This window comes from Streptomyces sp. NPDC029956, from assembly GCF_055574655.1.
Genome location: NZ_JBVHZJ010000048.1, coordinates 21,779 through 44,162, shown reverse-complemented (window position 1 = coordinate 44,162; position 22,384 = coordinate 21,779). Strand labels below are relative to the sequence as shown.

The window sequence follows — 22,384 nt, the reverse complement described above, 5'->3', positions numbered from 1 at the left end:
TGTTTAGCACTTTAGCTAAAGAGCTAACAAGCCCCCCGGGGCGGCCCTGCCCAGGGCCCCGCGGCGACCCCCGCGGCGACCTCGCCCCGGACGGGAGGGCGCACGGCACCGCAGGCGTCTCCCGTGTCAGGCACACTGGAGGATTGGCCGTTACGGGAACGGCACGGGTGTCGGAAGGACCTGATCACGTGAATGGACCTCTTATCGTCCAGAGCGACAAGACGCTGCTCCTGGAGGTCGACCACGAGCTCGCCGATGCCTGTCGGCGGGCCATCGCGCCCTTCGCGGAGCTGGAGCGGGCGCCCGAGCACATTCATACGTACCGGCTGACGCCCCTCGGGCTGTGGAACGCGCGGGCCGCCGGCCACGACGCCGAGCAGGTCGTCGACGCGCTCGTCGAGTACTCGCGCTACCCCGTCCCGCACGCGCTGCTCGTCGACATCGCCGAGACCATGGCCCGCTACGGGCGCCTCACGCTGTCCAAGCACCCGACGCACGGCCTCGTGCTGACCAGCACCGACCGGCCCGTGCTGGAAGAGATCCTGCGGTCGCGGAAGGTGCAGCCGCTCGTCGGGGAGCGGATCGACCCCGACACCGTCGTCGTGCACCCCTCCGAGCGCGGGCAGATCAAACAGACGCTGCTGAAGCTGGGGTGGCCCGCCGAGGACCTCGCCGGGTACGTCGACGGCGAGGCCCACCGGATCGACCTCGCCGAGGACGGCTGGGCGCTGCGGCCCTACCAGAAGCAGGCCGTCGAGGGCTTCTGGCACGGCGGGTCCGGAGTCGTCGTGCTGCCCTGTGGGGCGGGGAAGACACTGGTCGGGGCCGGGGCCATGGCGCAGGCCAAGGCGACCACGCTGATTCTCGTCACCAACACCGTCTCCGCCCGCCAGTGGAAGCACGAGCTGGTCAAGCGGACCTCGCTCACCGAGGACGAGATCGGCGAGTACAGCGGTACGAAGAAGGAGATCCGGCCGGTCACCATCGCCACGTACCAGGTTCTCACCACCAAGCGGAAGGGGATCTATCCCCACCTGGAGCTGTTCGACTCCCGGGACTGGGGACTGATCGTCTACGACGAGGTGCACCTGCTGCCCGCGCCCGTCTTCAAGTTCACCGCCGATCTGCAGGCCCGGCGCCGTCTCGGGCTCACCGCCACCCTCGTCCGCGAGGACGGCCGCGAGTCCGACGTCTTCTCGCTCATCGGGCCCAAGCGGTTCGACGCGCCCTGGAAGGAGATCGAGGCGCAGGGGTACATCGCGCCCGCCGACTGCGTCGAGGTCCGGGTGAACCTGACCGACTCCGAGCGACTCGCCTACGCCACCGCCGAGGCCGAGGAGAAGTACCGCTTCTGCGCCACGACCGCGACGAAGCGGAAGGTGACCGAGGCCCTCGTGAAGAAGTTCGAGGGGCAGCAGATCCTCGTCATCGGCCAGTACATCGACCAGCTCGACGAGCTCGGCGAGCACCTGGACGCGCCCGTCATCAAGGGCGAGACCCCGAACGCCCAGCGCGAGAAGCTCTTCGACGCCTTCCGGACCGGCGAGATCAGCGTGCTCGTCGTGTCGAAGGTCGCGAACTTCTCCATCGACCTGCCCGAGGCGACCGTCGCCATCCAGGTGTCCGGCACCTTCGGCTCCCGCCAGGAGGAGGCGCAGCGCCTCGGCCGGGTGCTCCGGCCGAAGTCGGACGGCCACCAGGCGCACTTCTACTCGGTGGTCGCCCGCGACACCATCGACCAGGACTTCGCCGCCCACCGGCAGCGGTTCCTCGCCGAGCAGGGGTACGCGTACCGGATCGTCGACGCGGACGAGCTGCTCGCACCGTAGGGGCGGGGCGGCGGGCCGGCCCCTTCAGTCCATCAGCGCGAGGAGTGGGCCGGCGGCCCCCAGGCAGTACTGGGCGGTGACGAGCGCGCGGCGTGGCACGACGAGGGCCGCCACGCCCGCGACGGCCCCGAGGGCCACGGACCAGAACCCCGCGGCGATGAGGACGCCGCCGGAGCCGTCGCCCTCGACGGCGTCACGGAGGGTGATCATGGCGGTGAACACCAGGCAGGCGACAAGGAAGAGCAGTCCGCAGGCGGCGGCGAGGCGCAGGCCGAACGTGTAGGTCTCGGTCGTGGCCGGACCCGGGCCCGGGTCCGTGGAGGGTGGCGTCGTCATGGATCGATCACATCAGTGGGCGGTCCCGTGGCGGCAGGCGTTCTCGTACTCAGTCGGGGCCGGGGGCGTACTCAGGGCGGGGGTTCCTGACCCCGGCCTCCGGAGGGCCGTAGTCGCCGAGGAGGACGACGCCGGCCGCGGCGCCGCCGAAGGCGCGTATCGCGCGCAGGGCGGTGTTCAGCGGGCGGACGCGGGGGCGGGGCACGGTGGTCACGAGGGTGAAGGTCGTCGCGGTCATGTGTCCATGATGGAATCCGGACATTCCGAACACATCGCTCTCGGGGGTGAACCGGGGGCGCGCCCGGGTCCGACGTGAGACGGACCCCGTCCCCTACGGGGTGGATGCGGGTCGAATTCGTTCGCTCCCTGCCCCGCCCAGGAGTTACACTCGCCAGCTTCCCCGCCTCCCTCCGCGGAGTGCCGCCGCCCGGTCGGTAACCGGCGGCCACCTCTACGTGTCCGTGTATCCGCGTATCCGCGCATTCGCCCCGGAGGCTCCGCCGTGTCCGTGTCCGTGCCCGTGTCCGACGATCCCCTCTCGCGCGAGCGTGCCCATCTGGCCTCCTCCCGCGCCGCCCTGCGTGCGATGCGCGAGGACGTGGAGGCGCTCGACATCACGGACGTCACCGCGAACTGGGTCAACGCGGAGGTGCTGGGCCGGCAGATCGAGGACCGGATCAAGGCGCTCGCCGATCTGTCCCACACCCCGCTGTTCTTCGGGCGGCTGGACTATCTGCACACCACGCAGGAGGGGCAGCGCTTCTACATCGGGCGCCGGCACGTGCACGACGCCGAGGGCGATCCGATGGTGATCGACTGGCGTGCGCCGGTCTCGCAGCCGTACTACCAGGCGTCGAGGAAGGACCCGCAGGACGTCGGGCTGCGCCGGCGCTTCGGCTACACGGGCGGCGAACTCACCGCGTACGAGGACGAGCACCTCTCCGACCCCGGGGAGCTCGAGCGGACCAGTCGGCTGCTCCAGGCCGAGATCGAGCGGCCCCGTGTCGGCCCCATGCGGGACATCGTGGCCACGATCCAGCCCGAGCAGGACGGGATCGTCCGGTCCGACCTCTCCGGGACCGTGTGCGTGCAGGGAGGGCCCGGCACCGGCAAGACCGCCGTCGGTCTGCACCGTGTCGCCTATCTGCTGTACGCGCACCGTGAGCGCCTCGCCCGGACCGGGACGCTGGTCATCGGCCCCAACCGCTCCTTCCTGCACTACATCGAGCAGGTCCTTCCCGCCCTTGGCGAGCTGGAGGTCAAGCAGGCCACCGTCGACGATCTCGTCGGCGGGCAGGTCGAGGTACGGGGCACGGACGAGGCCGCCACCGCCGTCGTCAAGGGCGACGCCCGGATGGCGGAGCTGCTGCGGCGCGCGGTGCGTTCGCACGTGGCGCTGCCCAAGGAGTCCCTCATGGTGGTGCGCGGGTCACGCCGCTGGCGGGTGCCCGCGTACGAACTGGAGGAGATCGTCCAGGAGTTGCTGGACCGCGACATCCGGTACGGGGCCGCCCGCGAGGCGCTGCCCCAGCGCATCGCGCACTCGGTCCTGGTGCGGATGGAGGAGGCCGGTGAGGCGCCCGACGACCGGGTGCAGAACGCCGTCGCCCGCAACACGGCGGTGAAGGCCGTCGTGAAGGAGTGCTGGCCGCTGGTGGAGCCCGCGAAGCTGGTGCTCCGGCTGCTCGGCGACGCGGAGTTCCTCGCGGAGCACGCCGAGGGGCTGTTCACCGAGGACGAGCAGAAGCTGCTGCTCTGGGCGAAGCCCGCCCGGAGCGTGAGGGCGGCGAAGTGGTCGGCGGCGGACGCGGTCCTCGTCGACGAGGCGCGGGACCTGGTGGAGCGGACGCACTCGCTCGGCCATGTCGTCCTCGACGAGGCGCAGGACCTGTCGCCGATGCAGTACCGGGCGGTGGGCCGGCGCTGCACGACCGGCTCGGCGACCGTCCTCGGCGACCTCGCGCAGGGCACGACGCCGTGGGCGACGGCGAGCTGGGCGGAGGCGCTCGGGCACCTGGGGAAGCCGGAGGCGGTGGTGGAGGAGCTGACCGCCGGTTTCCGTGTGCCGCGTGAGGTCATCGCGTACGCCTCCCGGCTCCTTCCGCACATGTCGCCGGGGCTCGCGGCCGTGGAGTCGGTGCGTGAGAATCCGGGTTCGCTGGACGTACGGCACACGGACGCGCTCGACCGGGACGTCGTCGCGGCCTGCGTCGAGGCGCTGGCCCACGACGGGTCCATCGGGCTGATCGCCGCCGACGCGCGGATCGCCCCGCTCGCGGAGGCGCTGACGGCCGCCGGGCTCGCGTACCTCTCCCCCGGTGAGGAGACCACGGCCGAGTCCCGGCTGACGCTGGTCCCGGCCTCGCTCGCGAAGGGCCTGGAGTACGACTACGTGGTCCTGGACGAGCCCGCGGCCGTCGTCGACGGCGAGCCGGACGAGCGGACCGGTCTGCGCCGGCTGTACGTGGCGCTGACGCGCGCCGTGTCCGGTCTGACCGTCCTTCACTCGGCCCCGATCCCCTCGCAGTTGGAGCAGGCGTGAGCCGTCCGGCCCGGGCCGGGGCGCTCCATCACGCCGAGGTGCGGGTGGGGGATCCGGCGCGCGCCGAGGCGAGCTTCGGCCGACTCCTCGGCGCCCTCGGGTACGAGGTGGAGCTCGTCGCCGCACCGGAGGAAGACGCGAGGGCGCGATGAGTTTCCGCCCGGCCGCCGGTCTATAGGTTGTACTCGCTGCTGAGCGCCAGTGCTCAGTGGCCGTCACGAACCTCACGGGAGAACCCGGATGCGCACCCTGATCAGCTCTGCCTTCGTCTCGCTCGACGGTGTCGTGGAGGCCCCCGGCGGTGAGCCCGGCTACCGGAACTCCGGCTGGACCTTCAAGGAGGTGGAGTTCGTTCCCGAGGCGTACGCGATGAAGGGCCAGGAGCAGGAGGAGGCCGGCGCGATGCTGCTCGGCCGGGCGAGCTACGAGGCGTTCAGCGCCGTGTGGCCGGACATGGAGGACTTCGCCCGCTACAGGACGCTGCCGAAGTACGTCGTGTCCACGACCCTCACCGAGGACGATCTGGTCGACAACTGGGGCGAGATCACGATCCTGCGCTCGCTCGACGAGGTCGCCGCCCTGAAGGAGACCGAGGGCGGCCCGATCATCATGCACGGCAGCGCCTCGCTGGGTCGTGCGCTCTCGGACGCCGGTCTGATCGACCGGTACAACCTGCTCGTCTTCCCGCTGCTGCTCGGCGCGGGCAAGCGGCTGTTCAGCCAGACGGACAAGGACACGCAGAAGCTGGAGCTCGTGGAGCACGAGACGTACTCCAACGGCATCCAGAAGAACGTCTTCGACGTCGTCCGCTGAAGCTGCTGAGCTGCTGAACTGCTGAAGCTGCTTGAGCGGCCGGTGCCGCCGATGCCGCCGGTCTACAGCGTCGCGTACTCCGCGAGCGCCTCGGCGCGGGTGCGGCGGGCGACGGCCGCGAGCACCGGGTTCGTCTCGCGGAAGTAGTGCTCGGTCACCAGGCCCCAGGCCAGGGCCCAGCCGCGTCCCCGCGCCCAGGTCGCGTCGTCGACGCGGGCCTCCTCGCGGAAGAGCGGGCGGGTGTCGGCGGTGAACAGGGTCCAGGCGGGCATCATGTCGCAGGCCGGGTCGCCCGTACCGACGCCGCCGAAGTCGATGACGGCGCTGAGGCGGCCCTCGCGGCCGAGCAGGTTGCCGGGCAGCAGGTCGCCGTGGACCCAGACGGGCGCGCCGTCCCACTGCGGGAGCCGCAGGACGGCTTCCCAGGAGGCCGTGGCCAGTTCCGCGTCGATCAGGCCCTCGGCGCCGAAGTCGCGGATCGCGCCCGGGAGATGACCGTCCTCCCAGGAGGTGACGTGGCCGCCCCGGAAGGAGGCGGGCCCGTCGCTCGCGTCGACGGTGCGCAGGGCCGCGCCGAAGCGGCCCAGCGTCGCGGCCGCGTGGGCGAGGTCGGTGAGCGGGACGTCGTACGTGTCGTCGCCGTCGAGCCAGCGGTAGACCGACCAGGGTCGCGGGAACTCCGCGCTCGCCCCGGCCCGCCCCACCGGGACCGGGACGTCCAGCGGCAGGTGCGGGGCGAGCAGGGGCAGCCAGCGCTGTTCCTTCTCGACGTGGCGCGCGGCGTACGGGGCCCGGGGCAGCCGTACGACGAGGTCGTCCCCGAGCCGGAACATGTCGTTGTCCGTGCCGGCCGACCGTACGGCGCGGACCGGGAGGCCGGCCCACTCGGGGAACCGCCCGGCGACGAGCCTCTCGACGAGCGCGGTGTCGATGTCGGGTTCGTCGGGTCGGGTCGGGGTGGCTGTCATACGGGGGAGGCTAGCGAGCCCCCTCGCGGCGGGCCACACGATTTCCGCGGACCCCCGCGCGTGGTGGTTACGCGTCCAGTGCCTCGCGCCACGCCCGTACCGCGTCCGCCGAGACCGGGGCCGCCCAGCCCCGGGGGCGGGCCGCGCCACCGATGTGGAAGGCGTCCAGGCCTGCCGCGCGCAGTTCGGGGAGGTGGTCGAGGCGGAGGCCGCCGCCGACGAGGATGCGGGCCTCGTAGCCGGGCTCGCCCGCGCGGGTGGCCTCGGCCTTGAGGGTGGCGAGGCCGTCGTCGACGCCGGTGGCTGCGCCGGCCGTCAGGTAGGTGTCGAGGCCGGGCAGGTCGGCGAGCCGCTTGCGCAGTCCGTCGCGGTCGTCGGCGCGGTCGATCGCCCGGTGGAAGGTCCAGCGGCAGCCGTCGAGGACGGCGATGAGGCGCTCGACGGCCACCAGGTCGGGCTCGCCGTCGGGGGTGAGGAAGCCGAGGACGAACTCGTCGGCGCCCGCCTCGCGCAGGTCGAGGGCCCGGGCCACCAGGGCGTCGACGCCGTCGGGGCCGCCGGCCGCGAAGCCGTCGGTGAGGCGGAGCATCACGCGCAGCGGGATGTCGACGGCGGAACGGATGGCCGCGAAGCCGGTCCGGGACGGGGTGAGTCCGTCCGCGGCCATGTCGGTGACGAGTTCGAGCCGGTCGGCTCCACCGGTCTGGGCAGCGACCGCGTCTTCCTCGTCGAGGGCGATCACCTCAAGGACTGCACGGTTGCTCATCGAGCCCATTCCTCCATGAATGCGTCTCTACAGGTCTAGTCCAATGCCAGCCTAGCCGTGTGCGTGGTCTCCCGCATCGTGCGTGGCCTCACCGGCTGCGGGAGCCGGCACCTTCTCGCCGGCCGCGGACCCGGCCGTGGACCCCGTGGACCCTGCCCCGGACCCGCCCGCCGTCACCGTGAAGGCCGCGGTCCGGACCTTGCCCTCGTGCTGGAAGTCGAGGAAGAGGCGGTACGTGCCCGCGCTGGGCGCCGTCGCCGTGAAGGAGACGTCGGGGCCGGGGCCGCCCCCGTTCGGGTGCACGTGGAGGTAGGCGAGGTCACCGGCGCGCAGGGCGACGAGGTGCCCGTACGCCCCGAGGTACGGCTCCAGGTCGGTGACCGGCTTTCCGGCCTTGGTGACGGTGAGCCGGAGCTCGCCGGCCTTGCCGGGGTCCAGGGTGCCGCCGAGGCGGACCTGGTAGCCGTCGACGGTGGCGGTCGGGGCGACGGCGGGCAGCGGCTTCGGCGCGTACGCCCCCGGTACGGAGAGGTCGACGCCGAGCGTGATGCCCCGGGCGCCGGGCGCGGCGGGCTTGAAGTCGGCGAAGGCCTTGTAGCCGCCGGCGCGGGGCAGGTCGGCGGTCACCGACCAGGTGCCGTCGGCCCCTTTCACGGGGTGCAGGTGGCGGAAGGTGCCGAGGTCGCGCGAGGCGACGATGAAGTGGAGTTCCTTGCCGTGCTCGGTGGTGAACGCGGTGACCTTCCTGCCGGCCGAGTCCTTGACGGAGAACTTCAGGGTGCTCCTGCCCACGGCGGGGGCGGGGGTCTCCATGGCCAGGGTGTAGCCGCCCTCGGAGACCTGGAGGCCGCCGGGGGTGTCCGCGGCGGCGGGCGCGTCCGCGGGGGCGGGGGTGTCCGCGGGGGCGGGGGTGTCCGCGGGGGCGCCCTCCTCGTGCCCGGCGTGGCCGTCGGCCGCCGCGCTCCTCGACGGCGCGGGCGCGGCCGCGTGCTCCCCGTGCCCGGCCTTCTTCGGCTCCTCGACGGGGCCGACGCCCGCGCCCACCCCGTAGGCGGCCCCGAAGGTCGCGGCGAGTGCGGCGGCATAGGCAGTGATCTTCACTCCGGTGTTCATGGCTGCTCTCCCGTACGTGGGTGGTGGCGGCGTCGGTAGCCGTTCGATGCACTTCACCATACCCCTGGGGGGTATCAAGTCAAGCCGGGGGGCTGCTTGCGTCGAATACGGGAGGGGGGTATACATGGAACCGAAGCAGATACCCCCCGAGGGTATCCCGTCCCGCCGGAACCGACCGAGGAGAAGCCATGGGCTCCTGCTGCACCCCCGACAACAGCTGCTCGACCACCACGGAGACCACCGCCGTCGCGGTCGCCGACAGCACCGTCACGGTCTACGCCGTCTCCGGCATGACCTGCGGCCACTGCAAGACCGCGATCACCAAGTCCGTCAGCGCGCTCGCCGGCGTCATCTCCGTCGACGTCGACGTCACCGGCGGCCTCGTCACCGTGACCACCGGCGGCGAGCCCGACGACGCGGCGATCACCGCGGCGGTCGACGACGCGGGCTACGAGCTCACCGGCCGCGCCTGACCGACAGCCCCCTCGGCCGCCCGGCTCGAGAACCGCCGCCCCGCACACCAGCGCCTCCACCCCCGGGACCGGCGAGTGAGCCGAAGGGGCGCGCCGGGGAACGGACCCGAGCGCGCGGAGCCTCCCGAGGTACGAGGGAGGCGAGCACGGTCGGGTCCGTGAGCCCGGCTCCGGCGCCCCGGAGGCAGACCGAGCCCCAAGAAAGAGGAGCAGGAAGAGCTAATGACAACGACGACACCGGGCACCGCCCAGGTCGAGCTCGCCATCGGCGGCATGACCTGCGCCTCGTGTGCGGCCCGCATCGAGAAGAAGCTCAACCGGATGGACGGGGTCGAGGCCACCGTCAACTACGCCACCGAGAAGGCGAAGGTCACCTTCGACGCCGACATCGACGTCGCCGACCTCATCGCCACCGTCGAGGCCACCGGCTACACCGCGGCCGAGCCCGCGCCCCCACGCTCCGAGACCTCCGGCGCCCCCGACGGCCCCTCCGACGAGGAGAAGGCCGACGAGGAGCTGCGCCCCCTCAAGCAGCGGCTGGTCACCGCCGTCGCCCTCGCCGTGCCGGTCATCGCCATGGCGATGGTCCCGGTGCTCCAGATCGAGTACTGGCAGTGGCTGAGCCTGACGCTCGCCGCGCCGGTCGTCGTCTACGCCGCCTGGCCGTTCCACCGCGCCGCGTGGACCAACGCCAGGCACGGCGCCGCCACCATGGACACGCTGATCTCGGTCGGCACGATCGCCGCGTTCCTGTGGTCCCTGTGGGCGCTGTTCTTCGGGACCGCCGGCACGCCGGGGATGACCCACCCCTTCGAGTTCACGATCGCCCGCACCGACGGCGCCGGGAACATCTACCTGGAGGCCGCGGCCGGCGTCACCGCCTTCATCCTCGCCGGCCGGTACTTCGAGGCCCGCTCGAAGCGCAAGGCGGGCGCCGCGCTCAAGGCGCTGATGCACCTGGGCGCCAAGGAGGTCACCGTCCTGCGCGGGGGCCGCGAGGTCACCGTGCCCACCGCGGAACTCCAGGTCGGCGACCGCTTCCTGGTCCGCCCCGGCGAGAAGATCGCCACCGACGGCACCGTGGTCGAGGGCTCCTCCGCCGTCGACGCCTCGATGCTCACCGGCGAGTCCGTCCCGGTCGAGGTCTCCGTCGGCGACTCCGTCACCGGCGCCACCCTGAACGCCGGCGGCCGCCTCGTCGTCGAGGCCACCCGTGTCGGCGCCGACACCCAGCTCGCCCGGATGGCCAAGCTCGTCGAGGACGCGCAGAACGGCAAGGCCGCCGCCCAGCGCCTCGCCGACCGGATCTCGGCCGTCTTCGTCCCCGTCGTCATCGCCCTCGCGCTCGGCACGCTCGGCTTCTGGCTGGGCACCGGACAGGGGCTGACCGCCGCCTTCACCGCCGCCGTCGCCGTCCTGATCATCGCCTGCCCCTGCGCCCTCGGCCTGGCCACCCCGACCGCCCTCATGGTCGGCACCGGCCGCGGCGCGCAGCTCGGCATCCTCATCAAGGGGCCCGAGGTCCTGGAGACCACCCGCAAGGTCGACACGATCGTGCTCGACAAGACCGGCACCGTCACCACCGGCCGGATGACGCTCATCAAGGTCCACACCGCCGAAGGAGTCGACGACAAGGACGTCCTGCGGCTCGCGGGCGCCCTGGAGCACTCCTCCGAGCACCCGATCGCCCAGGCCGTCGCCACCGGCGCCGCCGCCAGAGTGGGCACCCTGCCCACCCCCGAGGACTTCGCCAACATCCCCGGCCTCGGCGTCCAGGGCATCGTCGACGGCCACGCCGTCCTCGTCGGCCGCGAGAAGCTCCTCGACGAGTGGGCCATGGCGCTGCCCGCCGACCTCAAGTCCGCGAAGGACACCGCGGAGAAGGCCGGCAGGACCGCGATCGCGGTGGCCTGGGACGGCGAGGCCCGCGCGGTCCTGGAGGTCGCCGACGCGGTGAAGGAGACCAGCGCGGAGGCCATCCGGCGGCTTCGCGGGCTCGGCCTCACCCCGATCCTGCTCACCGGTGACAACAAGGCGGTCGCCGAAGCCGTCGCCGCCGAGGTCGGCATCGACGAGGTGATCGCCGAGGTCATGCCGCAGGACAAGGTCGACGTCGTCAAGAGGCTCCAGGCGGAGGGCCGTTCGGTCGCCATGGTCGGCGACGGCGTCAACGACGCCGCCGCGCTCGCCCAGGCCGACCTGGGCCTGGCGATGGGCACCGGAACGGACGCCGCCATCGAGGCCGGCGACCTGACCCTGGTACGGGGAGACCTGCGGGCCGCGGCCGACGCGATCCGGCTCTCCCGCAAGACGCTCGGCACGATCCGCTCGAACCTCTTCTGGGCCTTCGCCTACAACGTGGCGGCCCTGCCGCTCGCCGCGGCCGGACTGCTCAACCCGATGATCGCGGGCGCGGCCATGGCCTTCTCCTCGGTCTTCGTGGTCGGCAACAGCCTCCGCCTGCGGGGCTTCCAGGCCGCCGACCGCTGAGGGACCTCCACCGATCGACGGGTCCGCCGGTGAATCCACCGGCGGACCCACCCTTCCCCGCCGAATCTCCGAGGAGCCCGTCGTGGCCGGTTACGGACAGCACAAGGAAGACGTCATCAGACGCCTGCGCCGGATCGAGGGGCAGGTCAGGGGGGTGCAGCGGATGGTCGACGAGGACGTCTACTGCATCGACGTCCTCACCCAGGTCTCCGCGATCAACGCGGCCCTCCAGTCCTGTGCGGTGGCCCTGCTCGACGAGCACCTGAGCTGCTGCGTCACGGAGGCCATCGCACAGGGCGGGGAGCAGGCGAAGGAGAAGGTGGGCGAGGCGTCGAAGGCGATCGCCCGGCTGATCCGGACGTGACCGGGCGACCTGACGGACTCGTGACGGACCGGCAGGGGAGTGTCAACCGCCCTTGCGCGAGGGACAGTCGGCGGACAGCGTGAGACTCAGCCGGAGACAGAGGCCGAGCAGCTGCCGGAGGAGCGCCAGCTCCACCGTTCCGGGAGGGCCGGAGTCGCAGACCTTCGCGCAGGGGCGGTTCCGCGGAGGGATCTTCAGCAGGGTCGACATCCCCTCAGCGTACCCCTGGGGGGTATATCTGAGCGAGGGGGGCGGCCCGTACGATGAGCCGCCCGTAGGGGGAGGGGATGCACGTGCGCCGGCTGGGAGAGCTGGAGGCCGAGATCATGGACCGACTGTGGGCCTGGCAGCGGCCCGCCACGGTCCGCGAGATCGTCGACGACATCAACCGCGGCCGCCGGGTCGCCTACACGACCGTCATGACCGTCGCGGACATCCTGCACCGCAAGGGCTGGCTCCGCCGCGAGAAGGCCGGCCGGGCCTGGCTGTACGAACCCGTCCGCAGCCGCGAGGAGTACACCGCCGGCCTGATGCGGGACGCCCTCGGCGACAGCCAGGACCGCCCCGCCGCCCTCCTCCGGTTCGTCGAGGTCATCTCGGACGAGGACATGGACGCCCTCGACGCGGCCCTCCGCGCCGCCCGCGGCGAGCACGACCCGCACCTCGGCGGCGGGAGCGGAGCGTGAACGTGAACCATCACGTCCTCGTCCCGCTCGGCCTCGTCGTCGTCACCGGCTTCCTCGTCCCCTGGCTGCTCGTCCGGGCGCGCTGGGCCCAGCAGGCACCCCGGCTCGCCCTCGGCGTGTGGGCCGCGTGCGGCACCGCCTTCGCCGCCGCGATCGCCCTGCTGCCGGCCCAGTTGATCCTGCCGAGCGCCGGCAGCCACCGTCTCGCGGACATGATGTTCGCGCTCGAACCGCCCACGGTCGAGCAGCTCCTGGGCCTCGACGGGCGCGAGCGGCTCGCCTTCGCGGCCTCCCTCGCCGTGCTCTCGACGCCCGCCGCCGCGTTCGCCCTCCGGCTGGTCAGGGCCCGCCGGGTGCGGGTGCGGCACGCGGGGGTGCTGCGGCTCGTCGGCCGGTACGACCCCGCGCTGCGGGCCACCGTCCTCGACGACGCGCGCCCCGCCGTGTACTGCCTGCCGGGCCGCTCGCGCCGGGTCGTCGTCTCCTCCGGCGCGGTGGACGCCCTCACGCCCGCCCAGCTCGCGGCGGCGCTCGCGCACGAGCGGGCCCACATCGCGGGGCGGCACCATCTCCTCGTCGCCGCGTCGGAGGCCTTCGCCGCCGTCTTCTCGCGCCTGCCGCTCGCCCGGCACGGGGTGGACTCCGTACCGCTGCTGCTCGAAATGGCGGCGGACGACCGGGCGTTGCGCCGGTGCACGCGCGACGCGCTGGCCACGGCGCTGTACGCGCTCGCGTCGGGGCGGGCGCCACGGTCGGCGTTCGCGGCGGGCGGGCCGTCGGCGGCGCTGCGGATGCGCCGCATCCTCACCCCGCACAGTGCCGGGCATCCCGTCCTGCGCGGCCTGATGACCATCATGGCCGCCGGTCTCGCGATGACGCCCTTGATCGTCGCGTGCTGTTCCTTCCCCGGTTAATTGACTCGCTTCAGCACGTCCGACAGGCCGAACCGCGCTATTTACTAAGCGAATTCGTAGATTTCGCATCGGTCACGAACAACTGAATTCCCCGCTATCGTGGGTATGTTGGGGCTCGGGTTCGGCACGTCGAAGGGTACAAAACCGATGCAGCTGGCTGGCGTTCGGACGGCCGCGGCCGGCGATGCGACGACGATATCCAGGCTGCTCGCCGACGCCATTCGGAGCAGCTACGCGGGAATCCTGGACGAAATCCCGATGCGTCGACTGATCTCCGCACAATGCGCACTCCCCCGCATACGCGCGGAAATTGAAATTCCCGGGGGCGCACCCGGCTGGCTCGGCTGGCTCGTCGCGACGGACTCGGAGGGCACGGTCGTCGGTGTCGCCGCGGGCGGTGTCCCGGTGCCGGGCGAGGGCGAGGTGTACGCCCTCGCCGTGGCGTCCGGCTCCCGCCGCCGGGGTGTGGGTACGGCCCTGCTGGCGGCGGCCACGGAACGGATGCGGAGCTTCGGGGCACGGGACCAGCGGGTGGAGCTCCCCGCGGAGGCGGACCCCGCACTGCCGTTCTACAGCCACCTGGGCTTCGTCGCCCTCTCCGCCCGGCGCTGGAGCAGAACGCTGTAGCGACCGCCGTACTCCAGGGCGTGGCAGATCCACGCCATCGCGTGTTCACGCAGCCCGATCCGGTGGATCGGGGTTCCTCCCCCAGGTCAGGATGGGTTCAGCGGCGCGGTCCCGGCGGCACGGGTGCGCGTCCGGACGGCATGGACCGAGCGAGCCCCTGGAGGAGCGATGCACACACCGAGCGGCACTTCCCTGCCCGTCGTGCCCGCAGCGTTCGCTCCGGTCCTGCCGTCCCGATACGGCCAGGAGCCGGGACCCGCCCCCGGGGCCGGCGTCCGGGTCACCTCGGACACCCTGCCCGGGCTCGAATCCGTCTCCTCCGCCGACGAGAACTCCGTCTGGCTGCACGACGCCCTGCTCGGCCCGCACAGCGCGGACATCGTCCGGTACCTCAGCCTCGCCCGCTCCACCGGCGGACCCGTTCTGGACCTCGGCTCCGGCGCCGGGCGGCTCGCCGTCCCGTTCGCCCGGCACGGCTTCGCCGTGGAAGCCGTGGACCGGGACGCCTCGGCCCTCGAGCGCCTCGACAGCTGGGCCCGCCGGATCGGTCCGCAGGTGGCCGGGCTCGTCGTCACCCACCGGTCGGACCTCGCCGAGCTCCGGCTTGACGGCAGCTACCGGCTCGCGCTGCTCGCGGGTGCGATGGTCACCGCCGTACCCCCGGCGCGGCGGCCCGGGCTGCTGCGGGAGGTGGCGTCCCATCTGCAGTCGGGCGGGGCGCTCGCCCTCGACTACACGGCGCACCGGCTGCCGGGGCTCATCACGGAGCCGCAGCGGACCTGGGCGTTCCAGGTGCCCCGCTTCGACGGCATCGACGAGTGGGTGGTGGCGCGGCAGGTCTTCGACCTGCAGTCGATGAGCGAACGGATCACGTACTACGCGGCGCGGACCGGGAAGCTGTCCACCGAGCGGGTCGTGCTGACCACCGACAAGTGGATCGTCGACCCCGAGCGGCTCGCGGCGGAACTGCACTCGGCGGGCCTGCACATCGAGGGCCGGCGGCGGCACCGGATCGACGAGCGGACCGAGTCCGTCCTGCTGGTGTGCCGGACGGACGACTGACCGGCGGCCGACCGGACGGCCGGACGGCCGGACGGCCGTCGGCGGGCGGTCGACGCACAGCTGACCGGACGACCGCGGCCGACGGACGGCGACCGGACGGACGAAGAGCCCTGACGAGGTTGACGAGCAAGAGGTACGATGCCCACAAAAGTTTGAGCCGACCAGATGGCGGGCGGGCGGAGAAGATGGCGGGCGTGGAAGAGCTGACGGGCCGCGAGGCGGTGATCCAGCGCCTGCGGGACGTCGGGCTGCGGGTCACGGGCCCGCGCCTGGAGGTGCTCACGGTGCTCGCCGCCGGCGGCCATCTCGACGTCGAGGCGATCACCACCACGGCCCGCGAGCGGCTCGGCACGCTGACCAGCCAGGCCGTGTACGAGATGCTGCGGCACTTCCAGGAGACGGGCCTGGTCAGCAAGTTCGACCGGCCCGGCCTGCCCGCGGTCTTCGAGGTCTCGGGCCCCGCGCACCAGCACGCGCTGTGCACGGTGTGCGGCCGCGTGGAGAACGTCGCGGCGGCCGCTCCTGCGGCGCCCGAGGGCGCCCTTCCGGAGTGGCGCGTGGACGACGCGGAGGTCGTCTTCAAGGGCCTGTGCCCCGACTGCCGGGCGAGCGCCCCCGCCGCCTGAGCACCGTTCAACTCCGTGCGTGTCGTTCGATTCTGTGGCAGGGTCTAGCGGGGCGATTCAACAGGATCCGCGTGGATCCGAGGGGAGTCTGCTGCGCCGTGTCCAGAAACGCCGCCGTGTCCCGCGCGGGCAGCGAGCAGGCTCTCGCCGTCTACCAGGAACTCCGCACCCGCCCCGGCACCACCTTCGACCAGGTCGCGGACGGCCTGCAGCTCTCCGCCGAGGAGCGGGAGCGATGTCGCGAGGAGCTCGCCTCCTTAGGACTCACCGCCTCGGGCCCCTCCGGCGACCGGACCGTCGTCGACCCCGACGTCGCCCTGCTGCGACTGCTCCGCCGGGAGCGTGACCGGCTCCAGCAGCGTCTCGCCGCGACCAGCCGCGCGCACACCGCCCTCGAATCCCTCGCCGGACCGTTCCTGCGTGCCGGGGCCGTGCCCCGTTCCGAGGTCGAGGTCGAGATCGTCACCGACCCGCAGCGGGTGCTGCGCGAGCTGACCGAGCTCACCGAGTCCGTCCGCACCGCCGTCCACGTCATGCACACGGGGTCCGTACGGCGTGAGGACATGGCCGCCGAGCTGGACCGGGACCGCTGCCGGGCAGCCCGCGGGGTGCGGGTCCGCGCCATGTACAGCCGGCGGGTCGGCACCGTGCCCGAGATGACCCAGCATCTGGCCGACCGGGCCGCGCTCGGCGTGGAACTGCGGCTCTCCCCTGTCGTCCCGATGAACATGGTCCTCGCCGACGAGAACTTCGCCCTGCTGCCCACGGACCCGCACGACCCGGACTCGCCCACCATCCTGGCCCGCGGTCCCGGCCTCGTCCGCTCCTATCTCGCCCTGTACGAGTACTGCTGGCAGGCGGCCTCCCGGTACGGCGAGGAGCCCGGCGGGAGCGGCGGTGACGGCGACGGACTGTCCGACCAGCAGCGGGCCGCACTGCACATGCTGGCCTCGGGCATCAAGGACGAGCAGATCGCGCGGAGTCTCGGGGTGTCGCTCCGGACCGTCAGCCGTCTGCTGTCGGAGGTCATGCAGGAACTGGGCGCGGCGAGCCGCTTCGAGGCCGGGGTGAAGGCGGCGCGGCTCGGTCTGCTCGACGGTGAGGGCTCCGAACAGGGGGCCTAGTACGAGGAGTTCCGGTGCGACACGGTAAGCGCAGCCACGGGTACGGGCACAGCACGACGGACTCCCGCCGAGCCGTATGACAAGGTGAGGGCGGGGCGACTCGGAGGATGAGGGGGTCACTTCGCCATGGTCACTGCGGGCGACGGCATCGGGGACGGCACGACCGAGGTCCTGCTTGCCGTGTACCAGGAGCTGCGCCGACGGGGCGTCTCGGACTTCGAGGAGGTCCGCAGAGAACTCGGGCTCGCGCCGGAGGAGTACGAGCGATGTCGCGGCGAACTCCTCACCCTGGGACTGATCGTGCCGACCGGCCAGGCGCACGCCACCATCACGGCGGTCCAGGACGGCAGTTGGCGTTCGGAGACGGACACGGTGGCGGCGATCGACCCGGAGATCGCGCTGCTCCGGCTCCTGGAGCGGGAGCGGGAGCGGCTGCGGGAGCACCTGGCGGAGGCGGACGAGGCCTACAGCACGCTGGAGATCCTCGCGGGTTCCTATCTGCGGGCCGAGGCGCTGACGAAGGCGGGGGCGCACGTCGAGGCGCTGACCGACTACCGCCGGATCCAGCAGGCCATCGAGGACATCACCGATGTGATGCAGGAGAGTTCGGCGGCGCTGCACCCGGGGACGCCGGGCCGGCAGAACCCGGACCGGATGCTCGACCGGGACCGGCGGCAGATCGCCAACGGGGTGCGGGTGCGGGCCATCTACGGCCGACAGGAGGCCACGGACCCGCAGATGGAGAAGTTCCTGGGGCAGCGGGCGGAGCTGGGCGTGGAGATCCGCCTGGCGCCCGTCGTCCCGATGAACCTGATCATCGCCGACCAGCAGTTCGCCCTGGTGCCGATCCGGCCCGAGGAGCCCGGCGAGGGCGCGATCCTGGCGCGGGGCAGCGCGCTCGTGCGGCCGTATCTGAGCCTGTACGAGCACTGCTGGCACACGGCGACGCCGTACGGCAACGAGACGACGGCGGAGGCGGGCGGCGACGGTCTTTCGGAGCAGCAGCGGGCGGCGCTGCACATGCTCGCCTCGGGAATGAAGGACGAGCGGATCGCGCGCACCCTCGGGGTGTCGCTGCGGACGGTCAGCCGGATGATCTCGGAGCTGATGCAGGAGCTGGGTGCGACGAGCCGTTTCGAGGCGGGGGCGCGTGCGGTGCGGCTCGGCTGGCTGGACTGACCGCCGGAATTCGGGCGGCGTCCGAAAATACCGGGGCCCCACAATCGTGGCAGCGATTGCGGGGCCCGGCGCGAGGAATTGTCTGGTGAAATTCCCGGTGTTCGACGTCAGTTGGTCGGGGTCGGCTTCGGCGGAACGACCGGCCAGCCGTTGTCCTCGGCGATGCCGGCGACGGTCTGCGGGGTGACCGGGTGGTCGGCGTCGGAGCCGACGGCGAAGGTGGCGCCGCCCGCGACGGCGGTACAGGCGGCCACCGCGACCAGGAGCTGACGGACGGTCTTACGGATTCCGGTGTTCTGCGCAACGGACATGATTCCTCCAGGACTTGGAATGTGAATTCCGCCTTCCGGGGCCCGTGCCGCCGGGCGTTCCCTGAAGACATCTCCATTCTGTCCCGGCCCTCGAATCGGATCCATAGTTCTTCTCTGCGTGGACTCGCCATGGCGTGGATGCGTCAATCCGCCGTCGCCGCAACGGAATTGACGCATCCGGAGCTCTCCATATCTTTGGTCGAACCAAAAGAGATGCTAGACTCGTGCTACGGCCTTCTCGTTCCTCCAGGAGAGAGGGGCCGTCGGGGGGGGGGGGGGGCGGCGCCCCCCCCCCCCCCCCCCCCCCCCCCCCCCCCCACCGCCCGCTCCCCACCCGGGAACACCGGCCGGCGCGTCTCCGCCAGCGCCCCCCGGTACACCTCGACGGTCCGCGCGGCCGACGCCCGCCAGCTCATCCCGTGCGCATGCCGCACCGCCGCCTCCCCCATCGTCCCCACCACCTCCGGGTGCGCCGCGAACCGGCCCAGCAGACGCGCGTACTCCGCCGGGTCGTGACCCTGCACCAGCAGACCCGTCACCCCGTCCCACACCGCCGTCGGCAGCCCGCCCACCGCGGCCGCGAGCACCGGGGTCCCACAGGCCTGCGCCTCCAGGGCCACAAGACCGAAGGACTCGCTCCGCGAGGGCACCACGAGCACGTCCGCCGCCCGGTACCAGTCCGCGAGCCGTGCCTGCGGTACGGGAGGGAAGGGCCGCAGCACATCCGTCACCCCGAGATCCGCGGCGAGCTGCCACGCCGACCCCTCGCGGGTCGCGCCCGAATGACCGCCGACCACCGGCACCAGCAGCCGGCGGCGCAGGTCCGGTGACTCCCGCAGCAGCTCGGCGACCGCCCGTACGAGCACGTCCGGGCCCTTCAACGGCTGTATGCGGCCCGCGTACAGCGGCACGAACGCGTCGGCCGGAAGTCCCAGCCGGGCCCGCGCCGCCGCCCGCCCGTCCCCCGGGCGGAAGGTCCGCAGATCGACCCCCGGACGCACCACCTCGGTCCGCTCCCCCGCCGCCCCGTACAGCGACCGCAAGGCCTCCGCCTCGTCCGCCGTGTTCGCGATCAGCCGGTCCGCGGCGCCCGCCACCTGGTGCTCGCCCCTGACCCGCAGCTCCGGCTCGGGGGTGTCACCGGCGGCCAGCGAGGCGTTCTTCACCAGGGCCAGGGTGTGGGCGGTGTGCACCAGCGGGATCCGCCAGCCCACCGAGGCGATCCGGCCCGCCTGCCCGGAGAGCCAGTAGTGCGAGTGGACCAGGTCGTACCGCCGCTCCTCCTTGAGCAGGGCCAGCGAGAACGGCACCACCAGATCGGGCATGGCCTCCTTGGGCAGCGCCCGGCGCGGCCCCGCGTGCAGATGCCGGACCCGCACTCCGGGGGCGAGCTCGACGAGCGGGGGCAGCCCCTCGCCCCGGCAGCGGGTGAACAGATCCACCTCCACGCCCTGTTCGGCCAGGGCGCGGGAGAGCTCGACCATGTAGACGTTCATGCCGCCGGCGTCCCCCGTCCCGGGCTGGTGGAGCGGGGAGGTGTGGACGCTGAGCATGGCGACGCGCAGGGACACGAGGGGCTCCTGAGGGGAGGCCGCGTGCCCCTGCGCGTCGCTCGCGCGCGCACGGTCACGCGGCGGGGTGGGGGATCTACGGGGTTACTTAGTTGCTTAGTAGTAAGAGAGCGGACGAAACGTCAGAATCCGAAGACCGGACCCGACGGGGGCGCCAGACGGGTACCCGGGAGGGGCGCCGTCAGGGCATGCCAGTCGACCGGGCGGCCCGGCGCCGCGTGGAGCGCCGCCGCCAGCCGGTCCGCCCCCTCCGGCATCACCGGCCGCGACCACGCCGACAGGGCCGAAGCCACTGCCAACTGGGCCGCGAGCGCCGGGAGATGACGGCAGGAGGTGCTGGGCCGGCAGCGTTCGTGGGCGTTCACGTGACCGAAGTCGGCGGCCGAGCGGACCATCTCGTCCAGGACGGCGACCGCCCTGCGCGGGTCGAAGGCGTCGGGGCCGTACGCCTCACGCAGGTCGTCGACGCCCCGGTGCAGCCGCCGCTCCAGGACCTCCCAGCCGGTGCCGCCGGGCAGCGCCTGCGGGGCGAGGCCGCCGCACTCCTCCCGTACGGCGGCGAAGAGCCGGGACAGCCAGCTGTTCCAGTTCTCGTCCAGCTCGCGGCGGGCGGTGGCGAGCCGCTCCCGGTGGAAGACGGTGCGGCGGCCCAGCGGGCGGGCCTGCAGGACATGACGGCGCAGGGTGTCGGAGCCGTACTCGGTGAGCAGGTCGAGCGCCCAGACGTTGCCCTCCTGGATGCCCTCCTCGATGACGTACGACTCGTTGACGTTGAATTCCTGCGGCAGCTTGACGTCCTGTGCGAGGAGCAGCACCGGCAGCAGCACGGCATGGCAGAAGGCGTGCCCGAAGCCGCAGAAGTGGATCGCGCGGCGGGGCAGCGGGCCCGTCACGTCGTAGCCGAAGAGGTGCATCGCGGCGGACTCGAAGCAGCCGTCGATCCGGTGGTCGGGGAAGCCCTCGACGGGCACCTGGAGGCCCCACTCGGCGGGGTGGCCGACCGCGATGTCCGGCAGCCCGTCCTCGACGAGCGACTCGCACAGCGCCGCGAGCCGCGGCGGCAGCCCGGCCGTCGCCCAGTAGTCGGCGAGCGTCTCCCGGAACGGCTCCAGGGGCACGTAGAGCCGGCGGCAGCGGCGGGCCACCGCCGGGGTGTCGCAGAGCGCGCAGCGGGCGCCGATGAGGTCGCCGCCGTCGTTCGGCCGCGCGCACTCGTGGCACATGCCGCCCTCGCTGACCGCGCCGCAGTGCGGGCAGGTGCCGGTGGCGTGCGCCCCGTACAGCCAGCGGTCGCACGGCTCGCAGAACGGCAGGAGGCGGGTGCGCGGGGCGATGACGCCCTGCGCGAAGAGCCGCCCGAAGAGGTCCTGCACCCAGCGTCCGTATCCCTTGTCGCGGCGCGGACGCACGATGTGGTCGAACTCCACGCCCGACCGCAGCCAGTCCGCGGTGATCGCGGCCCGGTAGCCCTCCGCGACCTCCTCCGGCTTGCGGTGGTGGCGCAGCGCCCGGACCTCGACCGAACTGGCGTGATCGGCGGTGCCGGTGGTGAACCGGACGGCCTCGCCCTCGGCGCGCAGATAGCGGGTGAGGACGTCGGCGGCGACGTACGGCCCGGCGAGGTGGCCGATGTGGAGTTCGCCGTGGGTGGCGGGAGGGGTCGCGGTGATCCAGACAGGGGTGCTCATGGGACCTCCTTGACGCTGTGGTGCGGTGGGCTTCAGCGGTCGCGCGCGGCGGAGCGCTGTCGGCGCAGGGCGGGTCAGCGGGCTCGGGCTCGAAGGGGTGGCGGGGTCAGCGGGGCTCGAAGTGGAAGGAGCGGATGAAGCAGTCGCGGGGCTGCTCGACCGCGTAGACGATGCATTCGAAGAGCGCCTGCGTCGTGAGTTTCTCGTCGGGTGCCACGCCGTCCGGATTCGAGCCGTCCCATTCCGCGAACCGCGGGTCGGAGGTCGAGAAGTCGGGCGGGAAGAGGGAGAACACACGGACGCCGGAGGGGCGGAGGCGCCGCGAGAGGATGTCGGCGAATCCGGCCTGGGCGCTCTTCGCCGCCCAGAAGGCCTCGTGGGCGGCGCCGGCGGCCGCGGCGGAGGCGCCCTCGGCGTCGCGGACGGCGACCATGTTGACGATGTCGGGCCGCAGCGAGCCGCGCAGCAGGGGCAGGAAGTGCTTCACCATGAGGACCGTGCCGCCGGCCGTCGACTCGATCGTCTCGACGATCTCGGCGTCGCTGGCCGCTTCCAGGTCCATGCCGTCGAGCCAGCGGGCGCCGTTGTTGACCAACAGGTCGACCCGGTCGGTGCGTTCGCCGACCCGGGCGGCGAACTCCCGGATCTCGGCCGGCCTGCTGAGGTCGCAGCCGAAGGCGTGGATCCGGTCACGGGCCGAGCCCATGACGTCGGTACGGGTGCGTTCGGCTGCCTCGACGGTCCGCGCCGAGACATAGACCTCGGCGCCGAGATGCGCGAATCCGACGGCGAGCGCGCGACCGAAATAGCGGGACGCCCCGGTCACGACGACACGCAGATTCTCGAATTTCATGTGTGTCTGCTCTCCCCACGGATACCGATTGCCGGTCCATTTCAGCGTG

The 22,384-nt window shown here is 72.6% G+C and carries 24 protein-coding genes; 14 read left to right on the top strand and 10 right to left on the bottom strand.

All coding sequences use genetic code 11. The features are described from left to right. Window positions 1-188 precede the first annotated feature (188 nt). Window positions 189-1,829: a DNA repair helicase XPB gene (locus ACZ4XX_RS30180; protein WP_030322109.1), complete on the top strand. Its 1,641-nt coding sequence runs from the start codon at window positions 189-191 to the stop codon at window positions 1,827-1,829. A 24-nt stretch (window positions 1,830-1,853) separates the two neighbouring features. Here ACZ4XX_RS30180 and ACZ4XX_RS30175 read toward each other — a convergent pair whose 3' ends face one another. Beyond that, the gene (locus ACZ4XX_RS30175; protein WP_468511031.1) at window positions 1,854-2,165 is read right to left on the bottom strand and encodes a hypothetical protein; all 312 of its coding nucleotides are present in this window, start codon (window positions 2,163-2,165) and stop codon (window positions 1,854-1,856) included. Between the two features lie 49 nt (window positions 2,166-2,214). Beyond that, window positions 2,215-2,403 (bottom strand): hypothetical protein, encoded by a 189-nt coding sequence (locus ACZ4XX_RS30170; RefSeq protein ID WP_468511030.1) that lies wholly within the window; start codon window positions 2,401-2,403, stop codon window positions 2,215-2,217. 264 nt (window positions 2,404-2,667) lie between these two features. Between ACZ4XX_RS30170 and ACZ4XX_RS30165 the strand changes: the two genes are divergently transcribed. From ACZ4XX_RS30165 to ACZ4XX_RS30155, 3 genes are all read left to right on the top strand, one after another. Next, window positions 2,668-4,707 carry a HelD family protein gene (locus ACZ4XX_RS30165; protein WP_468511029.1) on the top strand — a complete coding sequence of 680 codons (2,040 nt, stop codon included), beginning with the start codon at window positions 2,668-2,670 and terminating at the stop codon, window positions 4,705-4,707. Continuing rightward, window positions 4,704-4,859: a hypothetical protein gene (locus ACZ4XX_RS30160; RefSeq protein ID WP_468511028.1), complete on the top strand. Its 156-nt coding sequence runs from the start codon at window positions 4,704-4,706 to the stop codon at window positions 4,857-4,859. The genes ACZ4XX_RS30165 and ACZ4XX_RS30160 overlap by 4 nt, the downstream gene beginning before the upstream one ends. 88 nt (window positions 4,860-4,947) lie before the next feature. Further along, window positions 4,948-5,520 carry a dihydrofolate reductase family protein gene (locus tag ACZ4XX_RS30155; RefSeq protein WP_468511027.1) on the top strand — a complete coding sequence of 191 codons (573 nt, stop codon included), beginning with the start codon at window positions 4,948-4,950 and terminating at the stop codon, window positions 5,518-5,520. A gap of 62 nt (window positions 5,521-5,582) precedes the next feature. On the opposite strand, the gene ACZ4XX_RS30150 is transcribed toward ACZ4XX_RS30155, so the two are convergent. The 3 genes from ACZ4XX_RS30150 to ACZ4XX_RS30140 form a co-directional block, all read right to left on the bottom strand. After that, complete coding sequence (locus ACZ4XX_RS30150; RefSeq protein WP_468511026.1) at window positions 5,583-6,488, bottom strand: aminoglycoside phosphotransferase family protein; 906 nt, start codon at window positions 6,486-6,488, stop codon at window positions 5,583-5,585. A 67-nt stretch (window positions 6,489-6,555) separates the two neighbouring features. Then, a complete protein-coding gene (locus tag ACZ4XX_RS30145) occupies window positions 6,556-7,254 on the bottom strand; it encodes a copper homeostasis protein CutC (protein WP_468511025.1) in 699 nt (232 codons plus the stop codon). 51 nt (window positions 7,255-7,305) lie between these two features. Beyond that, on the bottom strand, window positions 7,306-8,367 hold the full coding sequence (locus ACZ4XX_RS30140) for a hypothetical protein (protein WP_468511024.1): 1,062 nt from the start codon (window positions 8,365-8,367) through the stop codon (window positions 7,306-7,308). 188 nt (window positions 8,368-8,555) lie between these two features. On the opposite strand from ACZ4XX_RS30140, the gene ACZ4XX_RS30135 reads away from it, so the two are divergent. From ACZ4XX_RS30135 to ACZ4XX_RS30125, 3 genes are all read left to right on the top strand, one after another. Next, entirely contained in the window at window positions 8,556-8,840 is a 285-nt protein-coding gene (locus ACZ4XX_RS30135) for a heavy-metal-associated domain-containing protein (RefSeq protein ID WP_468511023.1), read from the top strand. Window positions 8,841-9,062: 222 nt separating this feature from the next. Beyond that, window positions 9,063-11,330, top strand: coding sequence for a heavy metal translocating P-type ATPase (locus tag ACZ4XX_RS30130; RefSeq protein ID WP_468511022.1), 2,268 nt, complete (start codon window positions 9,063-9,065; stop codon window positions 11,328-11,330). Between the two features lie 13 nt (window positions 11,331-11,343). Then, a complete protein-coding gene (locus ACZ4XX_RS30125) occupies window positions 11,344-11,694 on the top strand; it encodes a metal-sensitive transcriptional regulator (protein WP_468511052.1) in 351 nt (116 codons plus the stop codon). A 42-nt stretch (window positions 11,695-11,736) separates the two neighbouring features. Here ACZ4XX_RS30125 and ACZ4XX_RS30120 read toward each other — a convergent pair whose 3' ends face one another. Then, window positions 11,737-11,904 (bottom strand): hypothetical protein, encoded by a 168-nt coding sequence (locus ACZ4XX_RS30120; RefSeq protein ID WP_468511021.1) that lies wholly within the window; start codon window positions 11,902-11,904, stop codon window positions 11,737-11,739. 83 nt (window positions 11,905-11,987) lie between these two features. Here ACZ4XX_RS30120 and ACZ4XX_RS30115 point away from each other — a divergent pair, with 83 nt between their 5' ends. The 7 genes from ACZ4XX_RS30115 to ACZ4XX_RS30085 all read left to right on the top strand — a co-directional run bounded on the left by ACZ4XX_RS30115 (window position 11,988) and on the right by ACZ4XX_RS30085 (window position 17,912). Beyond that, window positions 11,988-12,380 carry a BlaI/MecI/CopY family transcriptional regulator gene (locus ACZ4XX_RS30115; protein ID WP_468511020.1) on the top strand — a complete coding sequence of 131 codons (393 nt, stop codon included), beginning with the start codon at window positions 11,988-11,990 and terminating at the stop codon, window positions 12,378-12,380. Further along, window positions 12,377-13,294, top strand: coding sequence for a M56 family metallopeptidase (locus ACZ4XX_RS30110; protein WP_468511019.1), 918 nt, complete (start codon window positions 12,377-12,379; stop codon window positions 13,292-13,294). The genes ACZ4XX_RS30115 and ACZ4XX_RS30110 overlap by 4 nt, the downstream gene beginning before the upstream one ends. Before the next feature lie 147 nt (window positions 13,295-13,441). After that, entirely contained in the window at window positions 13,442-13,921 is a 480-nt protein-coding gene (locus ACZ4XX_RS30105) for a GNAT family N-acetyltransferase (RefSeq protein ID WP_468511018.1), read from the top strand. A 168-nt stretch (window positions 13,922-14,089) separates the two neighbouring features. After that, complete coding sequence (locus tag ACZ4XX_RS30100; RefSeq protein ID WP_468511017.1) at window positions 14,090-14,983, top strand: SAM-dependent methyltransferase; 894 nt, start codon at window positions 14,090-14,092, stop codon at window positions 14,981-14,983. A 194-nt stretch (window positions 14,984-15,177) separates the two neighbouring features. Beyond that, window positions 15,178-15,609, top strand: coding sequence for a Fur family transcriptional regulator (locus ACZ4XX_RS30095; protein ID WP_468511016.1), 432 nt, complete (start codon window positions 15,178-15,180; stop codon window positions 15,607-15,609). A gap of 98 nt (window positions 15,610-15,707) precedes the next feature. Continuing rightward, window positions 15,708-16,733, top strand: a complete 1,026-nt coding sequence (locus ACZ4XX_RS30090) for a LuxR C-terminal-related transcriptional regulator (protein ID WP_468511015.1) — start codon at window positions 15,708-15,710, stop codon at window positions 16,731-16,733. Between the two features lie 126 nt (window positions 16,734-16,859). Beyond that, complete coding sequence (locus tag ACZ4XX_RS30085; RefSeq protein ID WP_468511014.1) at window positions 16,860-17,912, top strand: helix-turn-helix transcriptional regulator; 1,053 nt, start codon at window positions 16,860-16,862, stop codon at window positions 17,910-17,912. A 107-nt stretch (window positions 17,913-18,019) separates the two neighbouring features. On the opposite strand, the gene ACZ4XX_RS30080 is transcribed toward ACZ4XX_RS30085, so the two are convergent. The 4 genes from ACZ4XX_RS30080 to ACZ4XX_RS30065 all read right to left on the bottom strand — a co-directional run bounded on the left by ACZ4XX_RS30080 (window position 18,020) and on the right by ACZ4XX_RS30065 (window position 22,335). Next, window positions 18,020-18,223, bottom strand: coding sequence for a hypothetical protein (locus ACZ4XX_RS30080; protein WP_468511013.1), 204 nt, complete (start codon window positions 18,221-18,223; stop codon window positions 18,020-18,022). 227 nt (window positions 18,224-18,450) lie between these two features. Continuing rightward, window positions 18,451-19,776, bottom strand: coding sequence for a D-inositol-3-phosphate glycosyltransferase (mshA, locus tag ACZ4XX_RS30075; protein ID WP_468511051.1), 1,326 nt, complete (start codon window positions 19,774-19,776; stop codon window positions 18,451-18,453). 140 nt (window positions 19,777-19,916) lie between these two features. Further along, window positions 19,917-21,482 carry a class I tRNA ligase family protein gene (locus tag ACZ4XX_RS30070; protein WP_468511012.1) on the bottom strand — a complete coding sequence of 522 codons (1,566 nt, stop codon included), beginning with the start codon at window positions 21,480-21,482 and terminating at the stop codon, window positions 19,917-19,919. 106 nt (window positions 21,483-21,588) lie between these two features. Beyond that, window positions 21,589-22,335, bottom strand: coding sequence for an SDR family oxidoreductase (locus ACZ4XX_RS30065; protein ID WP_468511011.1), 747 nt, complete (start codon window positions 22,333-22,335; stop codon window positions 21,589-21,591). Between the last annotated feature and the right edge of the window lie 49 nt (window positions 22,336-22,384).